Here is a 24,823-nt window from a genome sequence, read left to right as displayed (position 1 = left end):
TGCCGGATGTTGCGCGACGTCGATCCAGAACGGCTCCACGAGGCACTCGAGACGGCGCTGCACGTGCGGCGCTGGGTCGAGGACGTCGAACGAGAGGCGCCCTTCGACACCCTCGACGAACTCCTGATCGCCGCGAGCAACGCGGCGACGCCGCTCAGCCCCGAGGAGGTCGACGAGGCCGTCGCGGCCCACCCGCGCATCGGTGAGCGCCCGACGGGCGACGACGCCGCGAGCGAGTTCTCGCGCCGCGAGCAGGCCGTCGCGGCATCCGGAACGCCCGAGCTCGACCGCCGCCTCGCCGAGGGCAACCGCCGCTACGAGGAGCGCTTCGGCCGCGTCTTCATCATCGCGGCCGCCGGACGAACCCGTGAGGCGATCGTCAAGGAGCTCGAGCGGCGCCTCGAACTCGACGACGACACGGAGCTGCGCACGGTCGCCGACCAGCTGCGCGAGATCGCACTCATGCGCCTGCGGTCGACCTTCGCCGAGTACGCGTCGTGAGCGCGATCACGACCCACGTGCTCGACACGGCCCAGGGAGCCCCCGCCGCCGGCGTGCCCGTGCTGCTGTCGCGGCTCGAGGACGGCGCGTGGGTCGACGTCGCCACCGGCACCACCGACCGCGACGGACGCATCGCCGACCTCACCGCCGAGCACGTGACCCACGGCCGCTACCGGCTCGCCTTCGACACGGCGGCGTACTTCACGTCGAGCCTGCAGCCCACGTTCTTTCCCGAGGTGCACGTCGTCTTCGAGGTGAGCGACGGATCGCACCACCACGTGCCGCTCCTGCTGTCGCCCTTCGGGTACTCGACGTACCGGGGGAGCTGAAAGCTCCGTCGGTCGCCACGTAGGCCGGGCGGCCGATGCCTGCGGTTCGCGACCGGCCCGCGTCCGCTCCAGCGAGTCCGCGGTCGCTAACGGAGGAGATTCCGGCCCAATCGGTCGCTTTCCGACCGGGAACGCCGATTTCTCCTCCGTTAGCTACACGGATGCCGGGGGCGCCGAGTGCTCAGTAGTGCGTCCGCCCCTCCCGGGCGAGCCACGCGTCGAACGGGGCGGGCGAGCCGTCGATGCGGAGCGCCTCGACGGGCATCGGCCACGTCGACCGCTCCTGGGCGAGCAGGTCGTAGAACGCGCTGTCGTCGAAGCCGCCGCGCGCGGCATCCGTGCGGTCGGCGGCGAACACGACCCGGTCGAGCCGAGACCACAGCGAGGCGGAGACGCAGAGCGGGCACGGCTCGCACGACGTGTAGAGCGTGCAGCCCTCGAGCGAGAACGTGCCGAGCGCCTGGCACGCGGCGCGGATGGCCTGCACCTCGGCGTGGGCGGTGGGGTCCAGGTCGCGGGTGACCCGGTTCTGCCCGACGGCGACGAGTCCGCCGTCGCGCACGATGACGGCGCCGAACGGTCCGCCGCCGTCGGCGACGTTCGCGGTGGCGAGCTCGACGGCGCGCTCGAGCCAGAGTGCGTCGCCGTCGTGCGCGACGCCGCCGCTGCGGGAGATCGGCGCGGTCATGCGCGCCCCGATCCCTCGAGCCAGGCGGAGCCGGCGGGCGGCGCGTCATCCGTCGTCACGGTCGCCTGGATGAGCCCGTAGGGCCGGTCGGCGGCGATGAACACCTCGCCCGGGTTCTCGAGCCCGAACGGGGAGAGGTCGACGAGGAAGTGGTGCTTGTTCGGCGCGGCGAGCCGCACCTCGACGATCTCGGGGTGCGCCTCGATCACGGCGCGGCCCATGTGCCACAGCGTCTGCTGCAGCGCGAGCGAGTGCAGCGTGGCGAACTCGCGGACGAGGATCCGCCTGACCGAGGCGTAGACGTCGTTCCACGCGACGTCCGTGGTGCCGAAGCGCCAGCGGGCGACGAGCGAGGTCGCCATGATGCGGTCGTCGGTCTCGGGGAGGGTCGTGTACTCGTCGGTGAGGAAGCCGCGGAACTCGCTGCCGGTCGACTTGAGGATCGTGAGGTCCTTCAGCCCGCCGACCACCCACTCGCCCTCGGCGTCGACGGTGATCGCCGCGGTGCGCACCTCCTGCCCGGAGCGCACGAACGTGTGGTCGTGCTCGGCGCCGTCGACCTCGACCCGGGTCCAGGCGTACTCCTCGACCTCGACGCGGGCGGATGCCACGGGCGCGACGTCCGCGACGAAGTGCCGCGCGAGCGCGAGGCCGTACTGCTCGATGCAGTCGACCCCGACGCTTTTCGCATAGGCGAACGCCGTGTTCTTCTGGCTGTCGGTGGGGAGCACCGCGCCCTGGTCGCCCTCGAGGTAGGCGGCGGAGAAGTCGCCGCGCAGGTTGGTCGAGACGTTGAGGTCGCGGATCTCGTGCCGCGGGGTGTCGCGCACGATACGCACGACGCGGTTCTCCGCCTTGCCGTACGTGTCGTCGCCGAGGATCACTGCCATGCGCCGGAGTCTCGCACCCTCATGTGACCGGGGTGTTTCCGTCGGGGGAGCGCGGTGTTACCGCGTCAGCAGCCGCCCCTGCGGCGCCCCGTCGCCGCTCACCGCGCTGCCCCGCAGCCACGTCGCCCGCACGACCCCGGCGAGCTCGCGCCCGTCGTAGGCGCTGACCGGGTTGCGGTGCAGCAGGGAGGCCGCGTCGACCGTGAACACGGCCTCGGGGTCGAAGTGCACGAGGTCGGCGTCGCCGCCGACGCGGATGCCGCCCTTGCCGTCGAACCCGGCGAAGCGGGCGGGCGCCGAGCTCATCCACCCGACCACCCGCTCGAGCCGGATGCCGCGGGCGCGCGCCTCGGTCCACACGGCGGGCAGGCCGAGCTGGAGCCCGGCGATGCCGCCCCAAGCGACGCCGAAGTCGCCGTCGCCCGCGAACTTCAGGTCGGCGGTCGAGGGGGAGTGGTCGGTCACGACGAGGTCGATCGTGCCGTCGAGGAGGGCGTCCCACAGCGCGTCGCGGTTCGCGTCGTCGCGGATCGGCGGGCAGCACTTGAACTGCGTCGCACCGTCGGGGATCCGCTCCTCGGCGAGGGTCAGGTAGTGCGGGCACGTCTCGACGGTGAGCGGCAGCCCCTCCGCCTTGGCCGCGCGGATCGCCGGCAGGGCGGCCGCGCTCGAGAGGTGCAGGATGTGCGCCCGCGCGCCGGTGCGCCGCACGCCGTCGATGACGTGCTCGATGGCCGTCTGCTCCGCGGCATCCGGCCGCGACGCGACGAACGCCGCGTAGTCGCGGCCGCCGTCGTTGCCGGAGGCCTCGAGCACACTCGGGTCCTCCGCGTGGACGAGCAGGAGACCGCCGAAGCCCGCGAGCTCGTCGAGCGCGCGGTTCAGCTGCCCGGTGTCGAGGTGTCCGAACTCGTCGACCCCGGAGGGGGCGAGGAACGCCTTGAAGCCGAAGACGCCGGCGTCGTGCAGGGGCCGCAGGGAGCCGAGGTTCTCGGGCACGGCGCCGCCCCAGAAGCCGACGTCGATGCGGGCCTTCGCGGCCGCGACCGCCCGCTTCGTCTCGAGCGCCTCGACGCTCGTCGTCGGCGGGATGCTGTTGAGGGGCATGTCGACGAGGGTCGTCACCCCGCCCGCGGCCGCGGCGGCGGTGGCCGAGGCGAAGCCCTCCCACTCGGTGCGCCCGGGCTCGTTGACGTGCACGTGCGTGTCGACGAGCCCCGGCAGCAGCACGCCGTCGGCGACGTCGACCTCCTCGCGGCCCTTCAGCATCGCGCCCGCGTCGGCGATCCGGGCGATGCGCCCGTCGACGACGCCGAGTTCCGCGGGGCGGAAGCCGCCGTCGAGCAGGGCGGATGACGCGCGGAACACGATGTCGTACTCGTCGCCGTACTCGTTCATGCGCCGGATGCTACCGACGGGCTGTGACGGGGAGATTTCGCGGCCCGGCGCGACGGGGCCCAGCAGGGCCCGGGTCAGGAACCGGGCTCAGGCGGAGCGGGTCTTCGTGACGCGGCTCATCCGCACGAAGCCGACCACGAGGATCGCCGCCAGGGCGAGCCCGCCGAGCCAGAGCAGCGGCGCCGCGGGCAGCCCGACCACGAGCGCGAGCGCCCCGGCGAAGAGCACCGCGACGGCGAGGGCGGTGCCGACGAGCAGCCAGGTGCCCGTGCGGTACAGCCGCTCGGCCGCGCCGGCGGGCGGCGCGGAGGGGTAGTTCAGCTTCTCCGGCCGAGTCGAGAGCGCGACGAGCAGCACCGCGATCGCGAGCCACAGGCCGACGAGCACGAAGACCAACCAGCGCGGGCCGAAGAGGTCGGCCCCACCCGTGATGTCGAAGTGGATGGGCACCGTCTCCGGCAGGGTCGGGTACCGCACGGCGACGATCACCGCCGCGAGCACGGGCGCGGCGACGGAGGCGATGCGCGCGACGGTGAGCAGCTTCATGGCGCCCAGCATGGCACCGGTTCAGCCGGGGAGGAAGCGCTGTTCCCAGCCCTGATCCGTGTGCGTGAACTCGGTGCGGCGGCTCGCCGTGTCGGGGTCGCTCTCCCAGAACGTGAGCCGGGTCGGACGCACCCGGAAGCCGATCCACGTCGCGGGCGGCTCGACCGCCGAGACATCCGTCTGCTCGAGGAACGCCTCCCAGCGGGCGACTCGCTCCGAACGCGGCAGCTGCGCCAGCTCGTCGTCGTTGAGCCAGGCGAGCGCCTTCAGATACGGGGAGCGCCGCTCGTACGCGGCGACCTGCTCGTCGGCGGGGGCGATCTCCGCGACGCCCTGCACCGTGAGCTGCCGGGTGAAGCCCGGCCACAGCACGACGAGTGAGACGTTGGGGTTCTCGCGGATGTCGGCGACCTTGCGCGACCGGGAGTCGGTGTGGAAGAAGAAGCCCTCGGCGTCCCACTCGCTCAGCAGCACGGTGCGGGCGTCGGGGCGGCCGTCGTGCACGGTCGAGAGCACGATCTGGGGGCGCTCCCGCTCGTTGTTCCCCGGCAGCCAGGTGCGCAGCAGGTTGAGCGGGATTCCGGTGATGGCGGTCACCTGCTCAGGATGACACGGGGTGGCTGGATCACGGCATCACCCGATCGGCGGGCGCGCGGCATCCGGGCGCCGCTCGAACCGGGCGACCTCGCCGAGCACCTCGGTGACCGACGCGACGGAGCGCTCGAAGAGCTCGACGCCCCACTCGGCGGTCGCGCCGGTGGGGTCGCCGATGACGCCGGACGCCGTGAAGTCGTCGCTCTGCCAGCCGAACACCGCGGACCCGTGGAAGCCGAGCCGGGTGAACCCGGCGAGCTGCTCGGGCACGTTGCGCTCCGCGAGCGTCATGTCGACGAGTTCGGGGCGAAGGTGCAGCATCATCGACGTCTCGGCGTGCCCGCCGTGGATGCCGAAGCCGAGTTCGTCGGGCCCGTTCACCCCGTCGCCCGCGGGGGACGACGTGCCGGTGAGGAACGTCTGCAGCCCGAAGCGCACCCGCAGTTCGCGGAGGGCGACGGAGAGCAGCGCCGTGTTGCCGCCGTGGCCGTTGACGAAGAGCAGCTTGCGCGCGGGCGTCATCGCGACCGAGCGGCCGATGTCGACGAGGGTGCGCATGAGCGTGTCCCAGCTGAGCCAGACCGTGCCCGGCGCCCAGTGGTGCTCGTCGCTCTTCGTGTAGGCGAGGCCCGGGAGGAGCCAGGCGTCGACCCCCTGGCCGACGGCGCGGTCGACGGCGGCGGCGGCCACGGTCGTCGCGGTGACGTAGTCGGTCGCGAGCGGCAGGTGCGGACCGTGGTGCTCGATCGCGCCGGTCGGCAGCACGACGACGGAGCTCTCGGTGAGGGCGCTCGCGAGGGTCGGCCCGGCGAGAGTGCTGAGGTCGCGGTTCACGCGAGCTTGCCCGGGTTGCGCGCGGCGCGCGGGTCGTCGGGGTCGGCGAGCTTGCCGGGGTTGAGCAGACCGTGCGGGTCGGTCTCGGCGGCGAGCCGGCGGGTGCGCTCGACCTCGAAGTCGACGAACCACTGGTGCGGGCTGTGCACGCCGACGCCGAGCGCCGCGAGCACGTCGAAGCCCGCGAGCACCGCCTCGGCCGACTCGTACTCGCCGGCGAGCATGCCGATCGGCCGCCCGCCCTGCGCCTCGATGTGCAGGAGGCCGCCCGGATACACGGCGCAGACGTCGTCGATGCGCTCGACGAGGGCGTCGCCGCCCACCTCGAGGTGGAAGTACTTGCCGGGGGCGCTCTTCTGCAGCCACTCGATGGGGTGGTTGTAGGAGAGCATGCTCAGCTTGACGCTCTGCTGCGGCCCGGGGCGCACGTCCTCCACCCGGCCCCCGACGCTCTCGACGAGCGCGGTCGCGGCGGGAACGCCCTCGGCCGCGACGATGGCGCGCAGGCTCGCGCGGCCGGTCGGGATCGCGGGGTCGGCGGGCAGGGTGTCGGCGATCTCGGCCGGGTCGGCCGAGGCGAGCCGGGGCGTCGGCTCGAGCTGTCCGAATTCGCGGATGACCGAGAGCGCCTGCTCGAACGTGTCGAAGCTCGCGTACAAGCCGGTCCACTCCTGCAGCGGCTCGAGCCGCACGCTCGCGCGGGCGATGATGCCCGCGGTGCCGTAGTTGTGCACGTACTCCTGGGCCGCGTCGCCCTCGACGTGCACGAGCCGTGCGTCATCCGTCGCGTGCACGACGTCGAGCGCGACGACGAAGCCCTCGTGGTTGCGGCCGTGCGCGATCGACCCCGTGCCGCCGGAGCCGCCGGAGAGGAAGCCGCCGATCGACGACTGCACGGTCGAGGGATACATCCAGATCTGCTGGCCCGTCTCGCGGGCGGCCTGCTCGAGCTGCATCATCGTCGCGCCGGCCTCGGCGGTGATGACGCCCTCCTCGATCGCGACGACGGCCTTGGCGCGCGAGAGGTCGAGCACGAGCCCGCCGCGCATCGGAATGGCCTGGCCGTAGTTGCCGGTGCCCTTGCCGCGCGGGGTGACGGGGATGCCGTGGCGCACCGCGGCCGCGACGGCGGCGGCGATCTCCTCGGCGGAGGCGGGGTAGGCGACGAGGTCGGCCAGGCCGAGCGGCAGCCGCTCGGTGAGGATCGGGGACATCCGGGCGCCGTCGACCGAGGCGCGCTCGCGGATGCGGGGGTCGCTCGAGACCGAGCGGGCACCGAGCAGCTCGACGAGCTCGGCCTCGAGGGCGGCGAGCGCGGAGGCGGGGGAGGAGACGAGGGTCATGACCGGTCTTTCATGCGGAGCGTGCGGAGCGTGCGGAGCGTGCGGAGCGGCGGAGCGGCGGAGCGGGAGGCGCGGGGTCGGTGCGGGGACGCCGGTAGTCGGCGCCCCCGCACCTGGTCGATCAGAAGCCGATCGACTCGTCGATGAACTCGTTCGTGTACAGGGTGTCGGGGGTGATGCCGTCGGCCGGCGGGGTGTCGAGCCCGGCGAAGATCGGCGTCACGAGGTCGATGACCTCCTGCACGCGGTCGAGGTCGAAGTCGCCGATCGTGTCGTTCGAGCCGTTGCCCACGAGTCCGAGCTCCTGCATCGTCTCGACGGAGTACTCGGCGACGCCGGGCGAGTAGACCCAGCCGGTGTCGAACTCCTCGACGAGCGTCTGGATGAGGTCGTTGGTCTCCGAGGGGTCGGCGAAGTAGTCGACCTCGGCCTGCTGCAGCACGGGGACGAACTCCTCGAGGCATCCGCTCATCGACTCGAGGTCATCGGCGCGCACCGAGACGGCGGCGGCGTAGATGGGGAAGCCCGCGTCGTGGATGAGCTGGAAGGCGACGGGCTTGCCCCACTCGCTCACCTCGTTCTCGTAGATGTAGGGCTCGGCGCTCGCGAAGCCCTGCTGGCCGTCGGCGCCGCCGGAGGCGACGAAGGTCGCCGGGGTGCCGTCGTAGCTGCCGTCCGCCTGCTCGGCGGGCACGATGCCGGCGCCCATCAGGTACTCCATGTAGGCCGCGCCGCCGAAGTAGCGGATGACGGCGCCCTCGTCGGCGAGCTGCTCGATCGTCTCGACCTCGGGGTAGGTCTCCGGGTCCCACATGATCATCTGCGGGTTGATCTCGAGCGGCGCGAAGACGCCGACCGTGGGCAGCTCGGCCGAGAGCTGGATCGCCTCGTCGGTGCTGGAGTAGCCCATCGTGATCTCGGGGTCGGTGTAGAGCTGGCTCGTGACGGTCTGGAAGCCGATCGCGGGGCCGCCCGAGCGCACCTGGATGTTGACGCCGGTGTACTCGCCGCCCGCCATGAGCGGGCCGGTGACGCGGGCGTTCTCGGCGTCGATCTCGGGGTCGTCGCCGACCATCTCGTAGAGGTGGCCGTGCTCGGACTCGGGGTTCCAGTCGGTCTGGATCGTGATCGTGTCGGGGCAGCCCGCGGCCGCGAGGTCGATGGAGCCGATCTCGAGGTCGCTCGTGTCGGGGCCGGCGGTGCTCGAGGTCGAGGCGCAGCCCGCGAGGGCGGTGACGCTCGCGAGCACGACGGCGCCTGCTGTGAGGGCGCGGCGGCGGGGGAGGTGCATGGGTTCTCCTTGTGTGCGGGGGATGTGTGCAGGTGGAGCCGGTGGTGCGGGGAAGGGGTAGGTGGGGTCAGCCGCGGTTGGACTCGTACCAGCGGCCGACGGCGCGGCGGCCGATCCAGCCGAACAGCACGAAGACCGCGACGCCGAAGAGGCAGGCGACGATGATGGCGGCGAACAGCTCGGCGGACTGGATGCGCGAGGTGTAGTCGCTGAGCAGCGAACCGATGCCCGGGGTGCCGCGGCGGAAGAAGAAGTCGCCGACGATCGCGCCGACGACCGCGAGACCGGCCGAGATGCGCATCCCGGCGAAGATCGCCGGCAGCGCGGCGGGCAGCTGCAGCTTCGTCAGCACGGTCCACCGGCTGGCGCCCTGCAGCTGGAAGAGCTCCCGCTGCGACTTCTCGACCGACTGCAGGCCGAAGAGCGTGTTGGAGACCATCGGGAACAGCGCGATCAGCACGCAGACGATCGTGCGGGCCTCGAAGTTGAATCCGAACCAGAAGCCGATGAGCGGCACGAGCGCGAGGATCGGGATGCACTGCAGGATCACCGCGTAGGGGAAGAGCGAGCGCTCCACCCAGCGCGCCTGCGACATTGCGACGGCCCAGACGATGCCGAGCACGATCGCGATGGCGAGTCCGGTGACGGCCACGAGCGCCGTGCGCCACAGGGCGAGGAAGATGTCGGCCGCGGTGCCGGGGTTGAACAGCGCCTCGGTGAAGATCTCGTGCGGCGGGGGCAGCAGGAAGTTGCGCTCGGCGAGCACGACGAGGCTCAGCACGTACCAGCCGAGGATGATCGCGGCGAGCACCGCGAGCGGCGGCCACAGCGTCTTCAGGCCCCGGCCGAGCCGGAAAGTCGAGATCGAGCGGGTGCCGGCGGCGGAGACATCCGCCCGGACCGTCGTCGTCGGAGTCGTGGTGGCCATCAGCGGTGCCCCTCTCGCAGAGCGTGGGAGATCTTTCCGGTGAGCTCGGCGAACTCGGCGGTGAAGCGCACCTCCGGGTCGCGCGGCATGGGGAACGGGATGTCGAACGTGTCGACGATGTGCCCGGGGCGGCCCGACATCACGACGACCTTGGTCGAGATGTAGACCGCCTCCGACACGGAGTGCGTGATGAAGAGGCCGGCGAAGCGCTTCTCGACGAAGATGCGCAGCAGCTCGTCCTGCAGGCGCTCGCGGGTGATCTCGTCGAGCGCGCCGAAGGGCTCGTCGAAGAGGAACAGCTCGGGGTCGAGGGTCAGCGAGCGGGCGAGCGAGGTGCGCATGCGCATGCCGCCCGAGAGCTCCCGCGGCAGGTTCTTCTCGAAGCCGGTGAGGCCGACCAGGTCGATCGCGGCCTTCGCGGCCTCGGTGCGCTGCGCCTTCGGCACCTTGTGCAGCTCGGCGAGCAGCTCGACGTTGGCCTGCACGCTGCGCCAGGGCAGGAGCGTCGCGTCCTGGAAGACGTAGCCGATGCGGTCGGTGTCGAGCTCGACGCCGCCCTCGGTCGCGCTCTCGAGGCCCGAGGCGATGCGCAGCAGCGTGGACTTGCCGCAGCCGGAGGGGCCGACGACGGTGACGAACTCGCCACGGTCGACGGTCAGGTCGACGCCCTCGAGGGCGGTCGTGCCGTTCGGGAACGTCATGGCGACGTCCGAGAAGCGAAGCAGTTGGGTGTCGATCGACGTCGCGGTCACGACGGTCACCTCGTTCCGAGAGTTCCGAGCAGGGGAGCGGGCGTCGCGACCGCGGAGTGCACCTCGGTCTGGGCGACGAGCCGGCCGCGGTGGATCACGTAGCGGTCGGCCGGAGCGGTGGCGATGACGTCGCCGAGCCCGGTGCCGCGCACGGCGAGGAGCTCGGCGCGGGCGCCGGGGATCGGTCCCGCGAGGGGGAGTCCCATGACGGCGCGGGCGCCGTCGCCGACGAGCCGGTAGGCCTCGTCGAGGGTCAGGTGGCCGGCGGTGACGAGCAGGCTCGCGGTCTCGAGCGCGTCGCTGCGCCCGACCGGGTTGAAGGGGTCGCGCACGTTGTCGGCGCCGGCGCCGAGTCGCGCGCCGCGGTCGATCAGGCGACGCACGGCGGTGAGGCCGCGCGGCGTCGAGACCGGGTGCTCCCAGCCCTGCAGGTAGAGGTTCGTGATCGGGAGGGTCACGATGCCGAGGTCGGCCGCGAGCACCTCGTCGATCACGGTCTCGAGCTCGTCGGCGGGCAGGGTGCCGAGCCGGACGCAGTGGCCCGCGGTCGCGTTCTGCTTCCAGTCGCGCACCGTGCGGGCGAACTCGACGATCGTGGGCTCGCCCGTCAGCGCCTCGTCCGTGTGCAGGTCGACGCCGACCCCGCGGCGCTCCGCGATCGCGAGCAGGCGGCGAATGTCGGCGAGCGGTTCCGGCGCGAGGTGCGGGGCGCCGCCCACGAGGTCGACGCCGGCGTCGAGGGCCGCCTCGACCGTGGCATCCGTCGCCTGCCAGCCGGCGAGCGCGACGAGCTCGATGTCGATCAGGTCGCGCAGCTCTTCGCGCACCTGCACGAGGGCGTGCACGCCGCGCAGCGGCTCGTCGCCGAGCAGCATGTCGACGTGGCAGCGGATCGCGGTCGTGCCGCTGCGCAGCAGGGCGAGCGCGGCGGTTCGGGCCCGGTCGGCGATCTGCTCGATCGTCATCACGGCCGAGTACTGCTGCCAGGAGCGGATCGCGAGCCCGAGGTCGCCCATCGGCGGGGCGATGAGGTCGAACGAGAGGGCCTTGTCGAGGTGGGCGTGCGGCTCGGCCGGGGCGGTCAGCAGCACGAAGCCGTCGAGCTCGAGCACCTCGCCGTCGACGGGCAGGGTGCCGGCCGGCGCGACCCGGGCAACGGTGTCGCCGTCGAGCTGCACGTCGACGCGCTCGCCGCTCGCGAGCGTCGCGTTCCGCAGCAACCGGATGTCTCGGGGCAGCTGGGTCACGGGTCCTCCGTCGTCGGTCAGGGGGTGTTCTCGCCGCGTCCTCGGGGCCGTCGGGCCTCGCGTCGCGGTGCCCGTAATGTTGGTGTCACCAACATCTGCTGTTGGCTGCATCAACACGGCCGACAGTAGGGAGCACTCGTTTCCGCCGTGTAACGGGGTCGTGTCGCTGTGTGAATTCCTCGCCGGCGGCGCTTCCGACCCGTGTGCCACCGGCGATAGTTGGCACCGATCGCACCGGAAGGAGAAGGCCGTTCCACTGCAGAACCAGGTCGTCGACGAGCAGACCGAACGCATCGGCGCGCAGATCCGCGCCCTGCGGCACTCGCGCGGCATGACGCTCGTGCAGCTCGCCGAACAGGCCGAGCTGTCGCATCCGTTCCTCTCGCAGCTCGAGCGCGGGCATGCGCGACCGAGCATGGTCTCGCTCGAACGCATCGCCCGCGCGCTCGGGTCGAGCCCGCTCGAGCTCATGGCGGCGTCGGAGCAGCGGCCGTCCCTGCCGGGCGCGAGTCTCGTGCGTCGCGGCGCGGGCCCGCGGGGCCAGTACGGCTTCGGCGAGGCCGAGCTGCTCGTCGAGGGCGAGCGACGGTTCCAGCCGATGCACTTCGAAGCCTCGAACATCGACGCCGGCGAGTACTACACGCACCCCGAGGACGAGTTCGTGCACGTGCTCGACGGCTCGGTCGTCGTCGACCTCGGGGGCGAGGGATCGTTCACGCTCGCCGTCGGCGACTCCCTCTACTACGGCGGCGGAACGCCGCACCGCTGGCGCACGGCCGTGCCCGGCGAGTCCTACAAGCTCTTCGTCGTCAAGCAGAACCCGGTGATCTGATGCCTCCGCTCTACCCCGAATACGACGTGGTCGTCACCGACCGCACCCTCGTCGCCGACGAGGTCGCGATGCTCGACCTCGCCGACGCGCGGGGCAACCCGCTGCCCGGCTGGCTGCCCGGCGCGCACCTCGACGTGCTGCTGCCCGGCGGCGAGGAGCGGCAGTACTCCCTGTGCGGCGACCCCGACGACCGCTCGTCGTGGCGCATCGCCGTGCTGCGCGAGCCCGCCGGACGGGGCGGATCGCTACTGCTGCACACGGTCGCCGTCGGTGACAGGCTGCGCGTGCGCGGGCCGCAGAACCACTTCGCCTTCGCGCCGACCGCGGGCCGGTCGTACCTGTTCCTCGCCGGCGGCATCGGCATCACCCCGCTGTTGCCGATGCTGCGGGCCGCGGATGCCGCGGGCTGCGACTTCAGGCTCGTGTACGCCGGCCGCTCGCGCTCGAGCATGGCCTTCGCGGCCGCGCTCGCCGAAAGCTACGGCGACCGCGTGCGGCTCCACCCGTCGGACGAGGGCGCGCGCGTAGACCTCGCGCTGCTGCTCGGGGAGCTGCCGCTGGACACCCAGGTCTACTGCTGCGGCCCGACCCGCCTGCTCGACGCGGTCGAGAACCTCATGGCCGACCGGCTGCGCGACCTCCACATGGAGCGTTTCGAGGCGCGCGCCCTCACGGAGCCGGTGCTCGACGAGCCGTTCGAGGTCGAGCTCGCGATGACGGGGGTCACGGTCACCGTGCCGCCGTCGCGCAGCATCCTCGACGTCGCGGAGGAGGCCGGGGCGCTCGTGCTCTCGTCGTGCCGCGAGGGCACCTGCGGCACGTGCGAGACGCCGATCCTCGAGGGCGAGGCCGACCACCGCGACTCGATTCTCACGCCGGACGAGCAGGAGGAGAACCGGATGATGTACATCTGCGTGTCGCGGGCGGCGTGCCCGCGGCTGGTGCTCGAGCTCTAGGGCGCCTGGGTCTCCTGGGTCGCGTGGACTGCCAGGGCGTCGGCGACCGACGCGGGTAGGTCGTGGACGGTCTGGAACGCGGCGAACAGTCGCCGGCAGCCGTCGAGCTCCGCCACCAGAGCGGGATCGATCGCGAAGCCCTCCTGCGTCCGCTTCGGCGGGAAGGTCGCGAAGGCCGTCGGCGTCTCCGTGCACTCGGCGCCGGTGGCAGGGGCGTCAAGAGCGGCGAGCACTGCGTCCTGCTGCGACCGGTCGAGATCGACGGCCAGCAGGAACAGCCCGTCGAGCGCGATCCGTACCGCCTCGAGCGGCTCGTCGAGTCCCGGCACCGTGATCGGCTCATCCGGCGTGGGAGGGACGACGGCGTAGAGGCAGGCGCGGGGAAGCTCCGCCGGCCGCGGAACGGCGGGGACGAACGGCTCGCTCCCGTCGAGCTGCTGAGGTTCGGCGGTCGGCGCGACCGAGCCCGGGAACGCGCCGGGCGCTTCGATCGACTCGGTCGCGAGGCCGACCTCGAAGGGTTGCGTCGGCAGCGGCGCCGTCTCGGCGCAGCCCGTCTCGTACGCCTCCCGGTCGATCGGTTGATCGGGCACCGACGCTGTGTCGCTGAGGGTGAGCGCGGCGAGCGCCTCGTGCGTCTCCTGCTTCGTCTTGCCGCACCGGTCGCGCGGCCACTCGGCGCGCATCGCGGCGCCCTGGTCGTCGACGAGCCAGAGGTCGGGGACGATCTCCATGTCGGCCGTGCACGGGCCGAGTCCGACCGGGTCGTCGGGTCGAGACAGCGCGAGGAGCAGCCCATCGAGATCGCCGGTGAAGGTCTGCCGCGACAGCGCCGTGTACAAGCCACCCTCGTGCTCGATCGGCTCCGCATCCCAGGACTCGCTGCACAGCACCGCCGCGACCGGCGCGAAGCCGTCGGGGATCGACCCCGCCCTCGGTGCCTCACGCGGCGGAGCGCCGGACGGCAGCGTGACACGGGGCAACACCGTGCAGTCGACGGCGGGCACGACCTCGGCGTCCGGGCGTTGCTCGGCGGGCGGCTGCTGCGCGCACCCCGTGACCAGCAGCACCACCGCGAGCACGCCCGGCCAGCTCCTCATGCCCGCAGGCTAGGGCGATTCGGCAGGCACCCGGCCGACTCGTTGCGCAACCGTGACCGCTTCCGGTGGGCCGGTGTACGGCGGTACTCTCGTGCTTCAGGGCGGCGCGTTCCGCCCGACCTCCACCCGGCACTCGCGCTGCCGGAGCCGCACGGCAGGGAGGCAAAGGGGACCCCGAGTGCTCGACGCAGGCATCGAGACACGTGTACCGATGCGCAACCGGCGGGCGCGAGCCGTGGTCGCGCATCGACGGACACGGAGGATCCGATGACCACCCAGGAAGCATTCAAGCGCCGCATCCGCGAGCGCATGTCCAAGACGGGCGAGAAGTACGGCGCCGCGCGCCGCGCCCTGCTCACCCCGCGGATCGAACCCTCGACCCCGCGCCGACGCGTGTGGGTCGCCGAGCCGCAGGTGCCCGACGAGTCGGTTCGCGCGGCGACCGGCCACGGCTGGGACGAGTGGGCCGACCTCATCGAGGCGGGCCCCGGACGCGAGGCCGGTCACCCCGCGATCGCCGCGTGGGTGCATGAGGCGCACGCCGTCGACCTCTGGTGGTGCCAGGCCGTCACGGTGGGCTACGAGCGCATCGCCGGGCTGCGGCTGCCGGGGCAGATGCCGGACGGCACCTTCAGCGTCAGCCGCTCGCGGGTCGTGTCGATCGACTCGGACGCCCTCAAGGCACTGCTCCTCGACGACGCGTCGCGCGCCGACCTGCTGCCCGGGTTCGGGACGACACTGCGCTCGAAGCCGACGTCGAAGTGGCCCCGCTTCGGGCTCGCCCGCGACGGCGAGCCGGTCGGCATCCTCACGTTCACCTTCGACCGGACGCCCGCGGGCAGGACGCGGCTCGTGCTCACGCACGAGAAGATCGCGTCGCCCGAGGAGGCGGAGCTGTGGAAGCAGTACTGGAGCGACTGGCTCGCGGCCGCTGGCGAGGGGTGAGTCGTGAGCGGCCGCTTGGCGGCGCGGCCCGGTTCCGCTGAGCTGACGAGGCCGGCAGCTCAGCGCCCGACGCGCCGCCGAAGCGCGCCCACGAGCTCCCGCTCGTCGGCCGACACCAACTCGTAGTCGCGCACCACGACCCGACCCGCGACGACGACGTGCTTCGGCCGCCGACCGGGGTTCGCCCACAGCAGCCCGGCGACCGGGTCGGCCACGCCGGCGTCCGCGGCACCCGACACGTCCCAGACGCAGAGGTCGCCCGCGCCGCCCGGTCGCAGGTGCCCGAGCTCGCTCCGCCCTAGCCCCAGGGCCGAGCCCTCGGTCGCCATGCCGAGCACCTCGCGTGCCGCCAGCGGGCGCCCGACGAGCGGCGCGACCTGCAACGCGAGGCGCGCGTCCGCGAGCAGGTGCCCCGCATCGTTGCTGCCGCCGCCGCTCGTGCCGAGCCCGACCGCGATGCCCGCGTCCCGCAGCGCCGCTACCGGCGCGATGCCCCATCCCATGGGCAGGTCGCAGCCCGGTGCGTGCGTCGCGGTCACGGCTGCCTCGGCCAGGCGTGCGATCTCGTCGGTCGTCACCGCGCAGAGGTGCGCGAGCGTCACATCCGGCGCCAGCCAGCCCCACTCGTCGAGCAGCTCGATCGGACGCCGCCCGTACTTCTCCCGGGCGATCTCCACGTCGACCTGCTCGTTGGCCTGGGTCCGGCGGCGCAGCCCGTGCCGGGCGGCGACCTCTCCGAGCAGCTCGAACGTCTCACGCGAGTCACTGTGCACCCCGGCCGGACCCACCGCGAGCTGCAGCATGCCGTCGGGGGAGAGCCCGCCCGGGACATCGGCTGTGAAGGACTGCACGATGGCCTCGGCGCTCGCCGCGGCCTCCTGCGGATCGTCGCGGGCGGAACCGCGCACGAACACGAGCCGCCCGCCGAGGGCCCGGGCCGCATCGGCAGTGGCGTGGGCGATCGCGACGGAGTCCGCGCCGGGCGGCCACGTGAGGTGGTGATCGGCGACCGTCGTGACGCCGCTGAGCAGCGCCTCGGCCACGCCGACCGACGCGGCGATCCCGGCGAGCTCCGCGTCGACGCCCGCCGCCGCATAGGCCGCCGCCATCGTCGGCAGCCAGTCGCGCATGGCGACACCCCGCGTGCCCGGCAGCGTGCGGAACGCCGTCTGCAGCAGGTGGTGGTGCGCGTTGACGAGGCCCGGCGTGACGACACATCCGGACGCGTCGAGCACCTCCGCGTCATCTGGCGCCCCCTCGGCGACGAGCCCGTCGACGACGAACAGCTCGCCGTCCCTCTCCGTCTCGGGGTCGATCAGGAAGCGCTCGGCGCCGGTCACTCGCAGCATGGCTCATGGATAGCAGGGCGATGTGTCGCCGCTGTTTCGCGCGTCGATCGCCTGAAACATGGCGCGCGTACTCTCGTCCCCATGTTCGAGATCGCGTCGCGCCTGCTGGAGCGGCTCGACCGCGGGGAGCGCCTCGCCGTGGCCACCGCGGTCGCGATCACGGGCAGCGCGCCGAGAACGGTCGGCACGTCGATGGCCCTCACCGAGGACGGCGCCGTGCTTGGCAGCATCGCCGGCGGCTGCGTCGAGGGTGCGGTCGTCGAACTCGCCGAGCAGGTGCTAGCCACCGGCTCCCCGCAGACCGCCACCTTCGGCATCAGCGACGACCAGGCCTTCGCCGTCGGGCTCAGTTGCGGCGGCCGCATCACCATCGCGGTCGACGTCCTGCGACCCACGGATGACGCAGCGCAGCGCCTCCGTGACGCCGCCGCCGGCCGCGCGGCGGCGCACGCCACCCTGCTCGCCCCGTTACCGTCGTCGCCGCGACTGCCCGCCCGGCTCGCCGCCGAGGTCCAGGCGCGGCTGGCGCTCGGGCGCAGCGGGACGGTGTCCTTCGAGTGCGACGGCGAGCGGCTCGACGCCTTCGTCGAGGTGGCCGTGCCGCCCGCCCGCTTCGTCATCGTCGGGGCGATGGAGTTCTCGGCGGCGCTCGCCGCGGCGGCATCCGTGCTCGGCTATGCCGTCACCGTCTGCGATCCGCGCCCCCTGTTCGCCACGCCGGAGCGCTTTCCCGGCGCCGAGGTCGTCGTCGAGTGGCCGACCGAGTACCTCGGGCGCACCGACCTCGACGAGCGCAGCGTCGTCTGCGTGCTCAGCCACGACGACCGCTTCGACGTGGATCTGCTGCGCCTCGCCCTCGAACTCCCCGTCGCGTACGTCGGCGCCATGGGGTCTCGCCGCACCCACGACCGCCGCGTGGCGGGGCTCGCCGCCCTCGGGGTGACCGACCTGTCGCGGCTGCACTCGCCCATCGGGCTCGACGTGGGCGCGTCCACGCCCGAGGAGACGGCGGTGTCGATCCTCGCGGAGGTGCTGGCCGTGCGCACCGGCACCGCGGGACGGTCGCTCCGCGACCGCGACGGGGCGATCCACGCGCGCTGACGCCTCGCTGCCCAACTCCTGACCGTTGCGGCAACTCCTGCGCAGTTCTGCCCGGGGTGCGCCGTACGCGTCCGGTCCTCCGCAACAGCGGGCAGGCGGCAGTAGTCCACGGCTCCGGCTCCGGCCCGTGTCGGACGAGTCAGTGACGAGAAGCTGCCGCGGATGGAAGAGCTCTTCAAGCATCGAATCGTTCTCACCCGGGATCTCCCTACCGCCGGCGAGCGCAGCGTCCTCCACCGCGCCGTGCTGCGCGGGCACTACGTGCGCATCGCCCCCGGGGCGTCGGTTCCCGCCGAGGACTGGCGGAATCTGTCGTCGGAGGCGCGCCACCGGCTGACCGCCTGCGCGCTGCAACTGCTTCATCCGACGACCGTGTTCTGCTCTGTCACGGCCGCGCTTCTCTGGCAGCGTCCGCTGCTCGGTGCCGCCCCTGAGCGAGCGCACGCCCTCGCGTCGGGCGCGCGCAACTCGGGCTCGAGCGCCTCGTTCCGACGGCACGAACGGATCGGCGATGTCGCGGTGCGCGACCTCGAAGGTGTGCGCGTGACGTCCCTCGAGGGACGCTCGTCGACGTCGCGAAACAAGCGCATCGCCATGTCGCGGTCGCGATGATCGATCAGTCGCTGTCGGCCGCGACGGGCGGATGACCGGCGTCGGTGCGGACGTCCGTCGAGATGTTGCTCGCGGAGTTGGAATCAGCCGGTCCGCGCGCCGCGGTGAAGGCTCGACTCGCGATCACAGCGGCGACGGGAATGTCCGGTTCGCCTGGCGAGAGCTCGTGCCGCCTAACGCTGGCGGAATTGGGCTTCCCGGCCCCGGTGTTGCAGGCCGCTCACTACGATGCCGACGGCTTGATCGGTTACACGGACTTCTTCTGGCCCGAGCACGGCGTCGTCGTCGAGTTCGACGGGGTCGCGAAGTACGTGCGGGAGGAGTACACCCGTGGACGAAATACCGCGGACCTCGTGCTCGCCGAGAAGCGGCGCGAGGACCGCCTGCGCGCCCTCGGCTACGTGGTCATCCGGGTCGACTGGCGCGATCTGCGCGAGCCGACGCGCGTGCGGACCAAGTTGCTGAAGGCGGGACTACCGCTCCGCGGCATCCGGGAGCCCGAGTGGCTGCGGTGATCGCAGCTTCGCGGCAACTCCCGAGCAGATCCGCTTTGGAACAGCAGAATCGGTCAGGAGTTGAACGGGTCGGCGGCCGCCGGGGCCACGGGCCCTCGGGCACGGTCGCGGTCAGGCCGCGCCATCGCGGCCCTGCACCAGCCGCCACACCCGGTCGCGCGTCATCGGCAGCGCGCGCGGTCGCACCCCAATCGCGCGGCGGATCGCGTTCGCGAGCGCAGGCGCCACGGGGTTGTAGGGCGCCTCGCTCATCGATTTCGCGCCGAAGGGGCCGAGCTCGTCGGCGGTGTCCGCGAAGTACACCTCGGTCACGGGGATGTCCGCCATCTGCGGCACCCGGTAGTTGCGGAACGCCCGCGTGGTCACGTGCCCGTCCTCGACGCGCACCTCCTCGAGCATCGCCGTGCCGATGGCCTGCGCTGTGCCGCCCTCAACCTGGCCGCGGAGCTGTTCCGGGTTGAGCACGTAACCGGCATCCGCCGACTGCACCGACTGCAGGATGCGCACCTCCCCCGTCGCCTCGTTCACCGCGACCTTGAACCCGTGCACGTTGAACGCGACCGAGCGCGGCGTGCCGTCGTTCGACCCGTGCCCGACGAGGCCGAGCCCGGCGAGCTTCGCGAGGGGCACGAGACGCTCGCCGACGAGCACACCCGCGTCGGTGAGCACGGGGGCGACGGATGACTCGGGGTCGTCCTGGGCGGCGTGCCGCCCACTGTGCGCGGACCACGGCGGGGCGACGGGGGCCGCGGCTGCCCGGCCCGCGGCGTGCCGACCGGAACCACCCGCAGAGGAGGCAGCCGGGCCGGCGGAATGCCGCGCGGACCCCTCCGCAGAGTCGGGCGCCGCGTGCCACGCGGGCGCACCCGCCGGGTGATGCGCGAGACCGTCCGCGGGGGAGGCCGCCGCCCCCACGACCTCGACCGCCGCCGCCTCGAGCTGCGATCGCAGCGACACCGCCGCCTCGTACAGCGCCTTCCCGGCGACGACGACCCCGGCCGAGCCGAACGCCCCCGTGTCGTAGCGCACCGCGTCGGTGTCGGACTGGCGCACGCGCACCCGCGACACGGGCAGCCGCAGCGCGGTCGCGACGAGCTGCGCGTGCACCGTCGTGGTGCCGTTGCCGAACTCGGCGGTGCCGACGGATGCCTCGACGCTGCCGTCTGCGAGCAGCGCGACGGTCGCGGTCGCGAAGTGCCCCCGCGGCGGCAGCGTCGCGATCATGGACAGGGCCATCCCCGTGCCGGTCGCCCAGCCTGGCGGGGCCTCGACCGTGGAGCGGGCGAGCGCCGCCTCGGTGAGGTCGAGGCACTGGTCGAGGCCGTAGCTGCCGTAGAGCAGGTCGGTCTCGGCATCCGCGTCGATCGTGACCATCGGGTCGCCGGGCACGACGACGTTGCGCCGCCGCAACTCGAACGGGTCCATGTCGAGGCGGAGCGCGAGCTCGTCGAGCGCCGACTCGAGCGCGAAGATCACCTGCCCGAGCCCGTAGCCGCGGAACGCTCCCGAGGGCGGGTTGTTCGTGTAGACGGCCTCCGCGTCGACGCGCTTGTTCGCGCAGCGGTACACCGAGAGCGACTCGTGCGAGGAGTGGAAGAGCACGCCCGGCCCGTGGTTGCCGTAGGCGCCGGTGTCGGAGAGCTGGTCGATCGCGATCGCCGTGAGCTCGCCCGACGCGGTCGCGCCGAGGGTGACGCGCACCCGCATCGGGTGCCGCATCGGCGCGATCGTGAACTCGTCCTCGCGCGTGAACTCGTACTGCACCGGCCGCCCGGTCTTCAGCACCGCGAGCGTCACGAGGTCCTCGGTCAGCAGCTCCTGCTTGCCGCCGAACCCGCCGCCGACCCGCGCGGTGAATACGCGCACCTCGTCGGCCGGCAGGGCGAAGATCCGCGCGATCTCGTCCCGCACGAGGTAGGGCACCTGCGACGACGTGCGCAGCACGAGCCGCCCCGACGAGTCGAGCCAGCCCCGGGTCGCGTGCGTCTCCAGCGACGCGTGCGCGACCCGCTGCGTGCGCCACTCGCCGCTCACCGTGACGGATGACGCCGCGAGCGCCGCGTCGACGTCGCCCATCTCGCCGTGCAGCGCGGCGACCACGTTGCGCGAGGGGTGGGTCAGCCGCGACACGACCGGGTCCTTGTCGCCGTGCACCCGGTGGGCGCCGGCGTCACGCGCGACCTCCGGATCGAAGACGGCGGGCAGCACCTCGTACTCGACCCGGATCAGCGCGAGCGCCTCGGACGCGATCCGCACCGACGCCGCGACGACCGCTGCGACGCGCTGCCCCTGGAAGCGCAGCACCCGGTCGAAGACGAGCGTGTCGTCGGGGTCGTCGAGCCGCGACTCGTGCCGCCCGGTGGAGAACAGCGTCGCAGGGGAGTCCTCGTGCGTGAGCACGGCATGCACCCCGGGCACCGCGAGCGCGGCCGACGCGTCGATCGACACGATCCGGGCGGACGCATGCGGGCTGCCCAGCACGACGGCGTGCAGCAGCCCCGTCGTGGCGGTGTCGAGGGTGTAGGGCTCACGGCCCGTGACGACGCGCATCGCCGCGGGCGGCTTGACCGAGCGCCCGACGGCGTCGCCCGTGACATCCGCCTGCTCGGTGTTGCTCGTGCCGCAGATCGCGTCGCGGATCGAGCGGTAGCCGGTGCAGCGGCAGAGGTTGCCCTTGAGCTGCCGGTCGAGGTCGGCGGGCGCGGCGGACGGCAGCGCCGAGGCCGTGACGACGAAGCCCGCGGTGCAGAAGCCGCACTGGAAGCCGCCGGCATCCGCGAACGACTGCTGCACGGGGTGCGGATGCTCGGGGTCGCCGAGCCCCGCGACGGTCGTGACCGCGCGCCCCTCGAGCCGGTGCGCCGGGTAGAGGCAGGAGTGCACGGGCGAGCCGTCGACCAGCACGCTGCAGGCTCCGCAGTCGCCCGCGTCGCAGCCCTTCTTCACCTCGAAGTGTCCGTGCTCGCGCAGCAGGGTGCGCAGCACCTGCCCGGGCGCGGGCGCCGCGTCGACCGGGGAGCCGTTGACCTCGAATCTCATGCCAGCTCCTGCCTGATCTCCTCCGCGAGCAGCACGCTCATCGCCTCGCGCCAGTCGGGGGCGCCGTGCGGGTCGTCGTACCAGTCGCCGATCGAACGGATGCCGCGGGCGAGCGCCGCCGCGGAGGGCAGCTCCTCGAACCGCAACTGGTACGGACGCGGGGTGGCCGCGGTGACCGTGAACACCGCGGTGCCGTCCGGATCCACCCGGCCGACGACGACGGCGCCGCTGCGTCCCAGGGGACTCAGCGCGATCTTGCGGAACGCGGAGCGCGCCTCGAGCGAGTGCGCGGGCACGTGGAGGGCGCGGAGCACCTCGCCCGGCCGGAGCGCCGTGGTGCGCACCCCGGTGACGAACTCGGCCACGGGCATCCGTCGCTCCCCACCGTCGGCCGTCCAGATGATCGCGTCGGCGTCGAGGGCGCTGAACAGCGAGGTCATCGCGCCGGCCGGGAGCGCGGTGCAGATGTTGCCGCCGACGGTCGCGGTCGACTGCACCTTGAACGAGGCGAGCAGAGCCTGGCAGCACTGCGCGAGCAGGGGCTGGATCCGCCATTCGGCGGGTGGCTCGTACGCGGTGAGCTCCGCGAGTGTGCACGTCGCCGCGACGGTCAGCCCGTCGGCGTCCGCCTCGAGCGCGGTCCAGCCGAGCCCGGTCAGATCGACGAGCCCGGTGAGGCCGGGCTGCTGCTCCGAGTAGAGCCAGGTGCCGCCGGCGAGCACGGCCTCTCCCGGCGCGAGCGCGAGATCGTTCCTCGTGCGCGCGACGCGCACCTCGCGGATGCCGTTGAGGTCCATGGTCGGCACAGTCAACAGCACGCATGTGACGGCGGCGTTACGCGGGGATAGAGCCCGGAAGGCTGCGTCGCCGAGGCGTGCGGGAGCCCCGAGACACCCCGCCCGGGCATACGCCGAGGCGGAGAAAGGCCGAGCCCCTAGTGGACGGCCTTCAACCCGACGACACCGCCGACGATCATCGCGACGAACAGCAGGCGCAGCACCGTGACGGGTTCGTCGCCCGTGACCATCGCGTAGCCGACGGTCAGCACGGCGCCGATGCCGACCCACACTGCGTAGGCGGTGCCGATCGGCAGAGTGCGCATCGCGAACGCGAGCCCCGCCATGCTGCCGGCGAGTCCGACGACGAACACGATCGACGGCACGAGCCGGGTGAGCCCGTCGGACTTGCCGAGCGCGGTGGCCCAGACGGCCTCGAGCATCCCCGAGAGCACGAGCACGAACCACGACATGACTGCCTCCAGCGGGCCGTCTTGTCGCACACCGGGTACGGCACCCCTCGTCCGGAAGCCTCAGTCGGGCTTTCGCCCCCAGGTTCTCACATCGCCACGACGGTGGCAGGGCAGCGCCCGGCGCGGGGCCAGGGGGAGCGGCACCCGCCGCGGTGTCCCCAGAACTGGGTCGCGGTGGAGCCCGGACGCCCAGGCAAAGCGCGACCAATGCTCAGTGAGGGCGGAAAGAGCGCCTATAACATCTCCCACCATGGAGTGGCTCATCGTCGTCGGCGTGGTCGTGCTGATCGCCGCGATCATCGGCATCTACTTCTGGGCGACCTACAACTCGCTTGTGACTCTCAACGCGCGCGTCGACGAGGCATGGAGCGACATCACGGTCCAGCTGAAGCGTCGTGCCGATCTCATCCCGAACCTCATCGAGACCGTGAAGGGCTACGCCCAGCACGAGCGGCAGGTGTTCGACTCGGTCACGCGGGCGCGCGCCGAGTCGCTGTCGGCGTCGAGCCCGAGGGACGCCTCGGTCGCCGAGGCGCACGTGCAGCAGGCCCTCCGGTCGGTGTTCGCCGTCGCCGAGAACTATCCGCAACTCCAGGCCAGCCAGAACTTCCTGCACCTGCAGTCCGAGCTCGTCGACACCGAGGACAAGGTGCAGGCCGCCCGCCGCTTCTACAACGGCGGGGTGCGCGAGTTCAACACCAAGGTGCAGGTCTTCCCGAACAGCCTGTTCTCGAAGCGGCTCGGCTTCTCCCAGCGCGACTTCTTCGAGGTCGAGGCGCCCGCGGCGATCGCCGAACCGCCGCGCGTGCAGTTTTGAGGGTGACGCGCCCCGGATCATCCGCCCGGGAAGGACGGATGCCGCAGCCGAGCGGACCCACGGATGTATAGCGCGATCGCGCGCAACAAGCGCAACACCGTCTTCATCGTGCTGCTGTTCCTCGTGATCATCGGCGGCCTCGGGCTGCTCGCGAGCTACATCTACGGCAACTGGTCGATCGTCGTGATCACGCTCGTGGTCGCGACGGCGTACGCGCTGGTCCAGTACTTCCTCGCCGCGGGTCAGGCGGTCGCGCTGAGCGGCGCGCGGCAGATCTCGTTCCAGGACGACCCGCGGCTGTGGCGCACCGTCGAGAACCTCTCGATCACGACCGGCACCCCGATGCCGAAGGTCTACGTCATCGACGATCCGGCGCCCAACGCATTCGCGACCGGCCGCGACCCGGAGCACGCGATCGTCGCAGCGACCACCGGGCTGCTCGCGATCATGGACGACGCCGAGCTCGAGGGCGTCATGGCCCACGAGATGGGCCACGTGCGCAACTACGACATCCGGGTGTCGCTCATCGTCTTCGGGCTCGTCGTCGCCGTCGGCATGATCGCCGACCTGCTGCTGCGCATGGCCTTCTTCGGCGGGCGCGACCGCAACGCCAACCCCGTCGTGCTGATCTTCGGCCTCGTCGCGATGATCGTCGCTCCGATCGCGGCCGCGGCGGTGCAGGCCGCGGTGTCGCGCGAGCGGGAGTACCTCGCGGATGCCACGGGCGCGCTGACCACCCGGCACCCCGAGGCGCTCGCGAGCGCGCTGCACAAGCTCGGCACGTACCGCACCCCCATGCGCCGGCAGAACACGTCGATGTCGCACCTGTGGATTGCGGACCCGCTGAAGCCCGGCGTGATCGACCGCATCTTCTCGACGCACCCGCCGATCCCGGACCGGATCCGCCGCCTGCTCGACAGCCGCGACCGGTTCTGAGCCCCGCGCCGGCGTTGGAGTGGCAGAAGGG

At 72.5% G+C, this 24,823-nt stretch carries 27 protein-coding genes and 1 riboswitch; of the genes, 10 read left to right on the top strand and 17 right to left on the bottom strand.

Going from position 1 to position 24,823, the window contains the following annotated elements:
• The first annotated feature begins 6 nt into the window (after positions 1-6).
• Together uraD and uraH are read left to right on the top strand one after the other, a co-directional pair.
• On the top strand, positions 7-501 hold the full coding sequence (uraD, locus tag JUB10_RS01665; RefSeq protein ID WP_207453673.1) for a 2-oxo-4-hydroxy-4-carboxy-5-ureidoimidazoline decarboxylase: 495 nt from the start codon (positions 7-9) through the stop codon (positions 499-501).
• Positions 498-830, top strand: a complete 333-nt coding sequence (uraH, locus tag JUB10_RS01660) for a hydroxyisourate hydrolase (RefSeq protein ID WP_207453671.1) — start codon at positions 498-500, stop codon at positions 828-830. The genes uraD and uraH overlap by 4 nt, the downstream gene beginning before the upstream one ends.
• Positions 831-1,011: 181 nt before the next feature.
• Here the strand turns inward: uraH and JUB10_RS01655 are convergent, their stop codons facing one another.
• From JUB10_RS01655 to JUB10_RS01605, 11 genes are all read right to left on the bottom strand, one after another.
• Positions 1,012-1,518, bottom strand: a complete 507-nt coding sequence (locus JUB10_RS01655) for a nucleoside deaminase (RefSeq protein WP_207453664.1) — start codon at positions 1,516-1,518, stop codon at positions 1,012-1,014.
• Entirely contained in the window at positions 1,515-2,408 is an 894-nt protein-coding gene (gene pucL, locus JUB10_RS01650; RefSeq protein ID WP_207453662.1) for a factor-independent urate hydroxylase, read from the bottom strand. Before pucL ends, JUB10_RS01655 begins: the two co-directional genes overlap by 4 nt.
• A 57-nt stretch (positions 2,409-2,465) precedes the next feature.
• Positions 2,466-3,806 carry an allantoinase AllB gene (gene allB / locus JUB10_RS01645; protein ID WP_207453661.1) on the bottom strand — a complete coding sequence of 447 codons (1,341 nt, stop codon included), beginning with the start codon at positions 3,804-3,806 and terminating at the stop codon, positions 2,466-2,468.
• 87 nt (positions 3,807-3,893) lie between these two features.
• Entirely contained in the window at positions 3,894-4,352 is a 459-nt protein-coding gene (locus tag JUB10_RS01640; protein WP_207453660.1) for a DUF1648 domain-containing protein, read from the bottom strand.
• 21 nt (positions 4,353-4,373) lie between these two features.
• Positions 4,374-4,949, bottom strand: coding sequence for a pyridoxine/pyridoxamine 5'-phosphate oxidase (locus JUB10_RS01635; protein ID WP_207453659.1), 576 nt, complete (start codon positions 4,947-4,949; stop codon positions 4,374-4,376).
• A 36-nt stretch (positions 4,950-4,985) separates the two neighbouring features.
• Positions 4,986-5,780 (bottom strand): creatininase family protein, encoded by a 795-nt coding sequence (locus JUB10_RS01630; protein ID WP_207453658.1) that lies wholly within the window; start codon positions 5,778-5,780, stop codon positions 4,986-4,988.
• A complete protein-coding gene (locus tag JUB10_RS01625; RefSeq protein ID WP_207453657.1) occupies positions 5,777-7,123 on the bottom strand; it encodes an FAD-binding oxidoreductase in 1,347 nt (448 codons plus the stop codon). Before JUB10_RS01625 ends, JUB10_RS01630 begins: the two co-directional genes overlap by 4 nt.
• A 121-nt stretch (positions 7,124-7,244) precedes the next feature.
• Positions 7,245-8,414, bottom strand: coding sequence for an ABC transporter substrate-binding protein (locus JUB10_RS01620; protein WP_207453656.1), 1,170 nt, complete (start codon positions 8,412-8,414; stop codon positions 7,245-7,247).
• A gap of 67 nt (positions 8,415-8,481) precedes the next feature.
• Positions 8,482-9,342, bottom strand: coding sequence for an ABC transporter permease (locus JUB10_RS01615; protein WP_207453654.1), 861 nt, complete (start codon positions 9,340-9,342; stop codon positions 8,482-8,484).
• Complete coding sequence (locus tag JUB10_RS01610) at positions 9,342-10,094, bottom strand: ABC transporter ATP-binding protein (protein ID WP_307859042.1); 753 nt, start codon at positions 10,092-10,094, stop codon at positions 9,342-9,344. The genes JUB10_RS01615 and JUB10_RS01610 overlap by 1 nt, the downstream gene beginning before the upstream one ends.
• A gap of 5 nt (positions 10,095-10,099) precedes the next feature.
• Complete coding sequence (locus tag JUB10_RS01605) at positions 10,100-11,341, bottom strand: amidohydrolase family protein (protein WP_307859041.1); 1,242 nt, start codon at positions 11,339-11,341, stop codon at positions 10,100-10,102.
• A gap of 160 nt (positions 11,342-11,501) precedes the next feature.
• Here JUB10_RS01605 and JUB10_RS01600 point away from each other — a divergent pair, with 160 nt between their 5' ends.
• Both JUB10_RS01600 and JUB10_RS01595 read left to right on the top strand, forming a co-directional pair.
• Positions 11,502-12,173: a helix-turn-helix domain-containing protein gene (locus JUB10_RS01600; RefSeq protein WP_307859040.1), complete on the top strand. Its 672-nt coding sequence runs from the start codon at positions 11,502-11,504 to the stop codon at positions 12,171-12,173.
• Positions 12,173-13,129, top strand: coding sequence for a PDR/VanB family oxidoreductase (locus tag JUB10_RS01595; RefSeq protein ID WP_207453641.1), 957 nt, complete (start codon positions 12,173-12,175; stop codon positions 13,127-13,129). Before JUB10_RS01600 ends, JUB10_RS01595 begins: the two co-directional genes overlap by 1 nt.
• Here JUB10_RS01595 and JUB10_RS01590 read toward each other — a convergent pair.
• Positions 13,126-14,229 (bottom strand): hypothetical protein, encoded by a 1,104-nt coding sequence (locus JUB10_RS01590; RefSeq protein WP_207453639.1) that lies wholly within the window; start codon positions 14,227-14,229, stop codon positions 13,126-13,128. The two genes, JUB10_RS01595 and JUB10_RS01590, sit on opposite strands and share 4 nt — an antisense overlap.
• Positions 14,230-14,496: 267 nt before the next feature.
• On the opposite strand from JUB10_RS01590, the gene JUB10_RS01585 reads away from it, so the two are divergent.
• A complete protein-coding gene (locus tag JUB10_RS01585; RefSeq protein ID WP_207453637.1) occupies positions 14,497-15,174 on the top strand; it encodes a hypothetical protein in 678 nt (225 codons plus the stop codon).
• 59 nt (positions 15,175-15,233) lie between these two features.
• On the opposite strand, the gene JUB10_RS01580 is transcribed toward JUB10_RS01585, so the two are convergent.
• Positions 15,234-16,523 carry an amidohydrolase family protein gene (locus JUB10_RS01580; protein ID WP_207453635.1) on the bottom strand — a complete coding sequence of 430 codons (1,290 nt, stop codon included), beginning with the start codon at positions 16,521-16,523 and terminating at the stop codon, positions 15,234-15,236.
• 81 nt (positions 16,524-16,604) lie between these two features.
• Between JUB10_RS01580 and JUB10_RS01575 the strand changes: the two genes are divergently transcribed.
• Together JUB10_RS01575 and JUB10_RS01570 are read left to right on the top strand one after the other, a co-directional pair.
• On the top strand, positions 16,605-17,624 hold the full coding sequence (locus JUB10_RS01575) for an XdhC family protein (RefSeq protein ID WP_207453632.1): 1,020 nt from the start codon (positions 16,605-16,607) through the stop codon (positions 17,622-17,624).
• A gap of 162 nt (positions 17,625-17,786) precedes the next feature.
• The gene (locus tag JUB10_RS01570) at positions 17,787-18,236 is read left to right on the top strand and encodes a hypothetical protein (RefSeq protein ID WP_207453631.1); all 450 of its coding nucleotides are present in this window, start codon (positions 17,787-17,789) and stop codon (positions 18,234-18,236) included.
• A gap of 4 nt (positions 18,237-18,240) precedes the next feature.
• On the opposite strand, the gene JUB10_RS14810 is transcribed toward JUB10_RS01570, so the two are convergent.
• Positions 18,241-18,363: a hypothetical protein gene (locus JUB10_RS14810; RefSeq protein WP_278250282.1), complete on the bottom strand. Its 123-nt coding sequence runs from the start codon at positions 18,361-18,363 to the stop codon at positions 18,241-18,243.
• Between the two features lie 112 nt (positions 18,364-18,475).
• Between JUB10_RS14810 and JUB10_RS01565 the strand changes: the two genes are divergently transcribed.
• Positions 18,476-18,751: a hypothetical protein gene (locus JUB10_RS01565; RefSeq protein ID WP_207453630.1), complete on the top strand. Its 276-nt coding sequence runs from the start codon at positions 18,476-18,478 to the stop codon at positions 18,749-18,751.
• A gap of 111 nt (positions 18,752-18,862) precedes the next feature.
• Here JUB10_RS01565 and JUB10_RS01560 read toward each other — a convergent pair whose 3' ends face one another.
• The 3 genes from JUB10_RS01560 to JUB10_RS01550 form a co-directional block, all read right to left on the bottom strand.
• Positions 18,863-21,790: a molybdopterin-dependent oxidoreductase gene (locus tag JUB10_RS01560; protein ID WP_207453628.1), complete on the bottom strand. Its 2,928-nt coding sequence runs from the start codon at positions 21,788-21,790 to the stop codon at positions 18,863-18,865.
• Entirely contained in the window at positions 21,787-22,596 is an 810-nt protein-coding gene (locus tag JUB10_RS01555) for an FAD binding domain-containing protein (RefSeq protein WP_307859081.1), read from the bottom strand. The genes JUB10_RS01560 and JUB10_RS01555 overlap by 4 nt, the downstream gene beginning before the upstream one ends.
• A gap of 128 nt (positions 22,597-22,724) precedes the next feature.
• Entirely contained in the window at positions 22,725-23,039 is a 315-nt protein-coding gene (locus JUB10_RS01550) for a DMT family transporter (protein ID WP_207453624.1), read from the bottom strand.
• A gap of 10 nt (positions 23,040-23,049) precedes the next feature.
• A riboswitch (guanidine-III (ykkC-III) riboswitch) is annotated at positions 23,050-23,114 on the bottom strand.
• Between the two features lie 175 nt (positions 23,115-23,289).
• On the opposite strand from JUB10_RS01550, the gene JUB10_RS01545 reads away from it, so the two are divergent.
• Together JUB10_RS01545 and JUB10_RS01540 are read left to right on the top strand one after the other, a co-directional pair.
• The gene (locus tag JUB10_RS01545) at positions 23,290-23,856 is read left to right on the top strand and encodes a LemA family protein (RefSeq protein ID WP_207453622.1); all 567 of its coding nucleotides are present in this window, start codon (positions 23,290-23,292) and stop codon (positions 23,854-23,856) included.
• Positions 23,857-23,919: 63 nt separating this feature from the next.
• The gene (locus tag JUB10_RS01540; protein WP_207453620.1) at positions 23,920-24,792 is read left to right on the top strand and encodes a M48 family metalloprotease; all 873 of its coding nucleotides are present in this window, start codon (positions 23,920-23,922) and stop codon (positions 24,790-24,792) included.
• Positions 24,793-24,823: the final 31 nt, after the last annotated feature.

It is taken from the genome of Desertivibrio insolitus (assembly GCF_017355965.1).
In the GTDB taxonomy this organism is placed as follows: Bacteria; Actinomycetota; Actinomycetes; order Actinomycetales; family Microbacteriaceae; genus JAFIQW01.
This window is presented reverse-complemented; position numbering and strand designations above follow the sequence as displayed.

What these genes read in the sequence shown, in the direction of transcription:
- JUB10_RS01580 (WP_207453635.1), bottom strand. Translation starts at nt 16,523, where the DNA reads ATGCTGCGAGTGACCGGCGCCGAGCGCTTCCTGATCGACCCCGAGACG.
- JUB10_RS01595 (WP_207453641.1), top strand. Translation starts at nt 12,173, where the DNA reads ATGCCTCCGCTCTACCCCGAATACGACGTGGTCGTCACCGACCGCACC.
- JUB10_RS01625 (WP_207453657.1), bottom strand. Translation starts at nt 7,123, where the DNA reads ATGACCCTCGTCTCCTCCCCCGCCTCCGCGCTCGCCGCCCTCGAGGCC.
- pucL (WP_207453662.1), bottom strand. Translation starts at nt 2,408, where the DNA reads ATGGCAGTGATCCTCGGCGACGACACGTACGGCAAGGCGGAGAACCGC.
- JUB10_RS01585 (WP_207453637.1), top strand. Translation starts at nt 14,497, where the DNA reads ATGACCACCCAGGAAGCATTCAAGCGCCGCATCCGCGAGCGCATGTCC.
- JUB10_RS01545 (WP_207453622.1), top strand. Translation starts at nt 23,290, where the DNA reads ATGGAGTGGCTCATCGTCGTCGGCGTGGTCGTGCTGATCGCCGCGATC.
- JUB10_RS01640 (WP_207453660.1), bottom strand. Translation starts at nt 4,352, where the DNA reads ATGAAGCTGCTCACCGTCGCGCGCATCGCCTCCGTCGCCGCGCCCGTG.
- allB (WP_207453661.1), bottom strand. Translation starts at nt 3,806, where the DNA reads ATGAACGAGTACGGCGACGAGTACGACATCGTGTTCCGCGCGTCATCC.
- JUB10_RS01590 (WP_207453639.1), bottom strand. Translation starts at nt 14,229, where the DNA reads ATGAGGAGCTGGCCGGGCGTGCTCGCGGTGGTGCTGCTGGTCACGGGG.
- uraD (WP_207453673.1), top strand. Translation starts at nt 7, where the DNA reads ATGTTGCGCGACGTCGATCCAGAACGGCTCCACGAGGCACTCGAGACG.
- JUB10_RS01620 (WP_207453656.1), bottom strand. Translation starts at nt 8,414, where the DNA reads ATGCACCTCCCCCGCCGCCGCGCCCTCACAGCAGGCGCCGTCGTGCTC.
- JUB10_RS01550 (WP_207453624.1), bottom strand. Translation starts at nt 23,039, where the DNA reads ATGTCGTGGTTCGTGCTCGTGCTCTCGGGGATGCTCGAGGCCGTCTGG.
- JUB10_RS01540 (WP_207453620.1), top strand. Translation starts at nt 23,920, where the DNA reads ATGTATAGCGCGATCGCGCGCAACAAGCGCAACACCGTCTTCATCGTG.
- JUB10_RS01570 (WP_207453631.1), top strand. Translation starts at nt 17,787, where the DNA reads ATGGAAGAGCTCTTCAAGCATCGAATCGTTCTCACCCGGGATCTCCCT.
- JUB10_RS01655 (WP_207453664.1), bottom strand. Translation starts at nt 1,518, where the DNA reads ATGACCGCGCCGATCTCCCGCAGCGGCGGCGTCGCGCACGACGGCGAC.
- JUB10_RS01575 (WP_207453632.1), top strand. Translation starts at nt 16,605, where the DNA reads ATGTTCGAGATCGCGTCGCGCCTGCTGGAGCGGCTCGACCGCGGGGAG.
- JUB10_RS01560 (WP_207453628.1), bottom strand. Translation starts at nt 21,790, where the DNA reads ATGAGATTCGAGGTCAACGGCTCCCCGGTCGACGCGGCGCCCGCGCCC.
- JUB10_RS01615 (WP_207453654.1), bottom strand. Translation starts at nt 9,342, where the DNA reads ATGGCCACCACGACTCCGACGACGACGGTCCGGGCGGATGTCTCCGCC.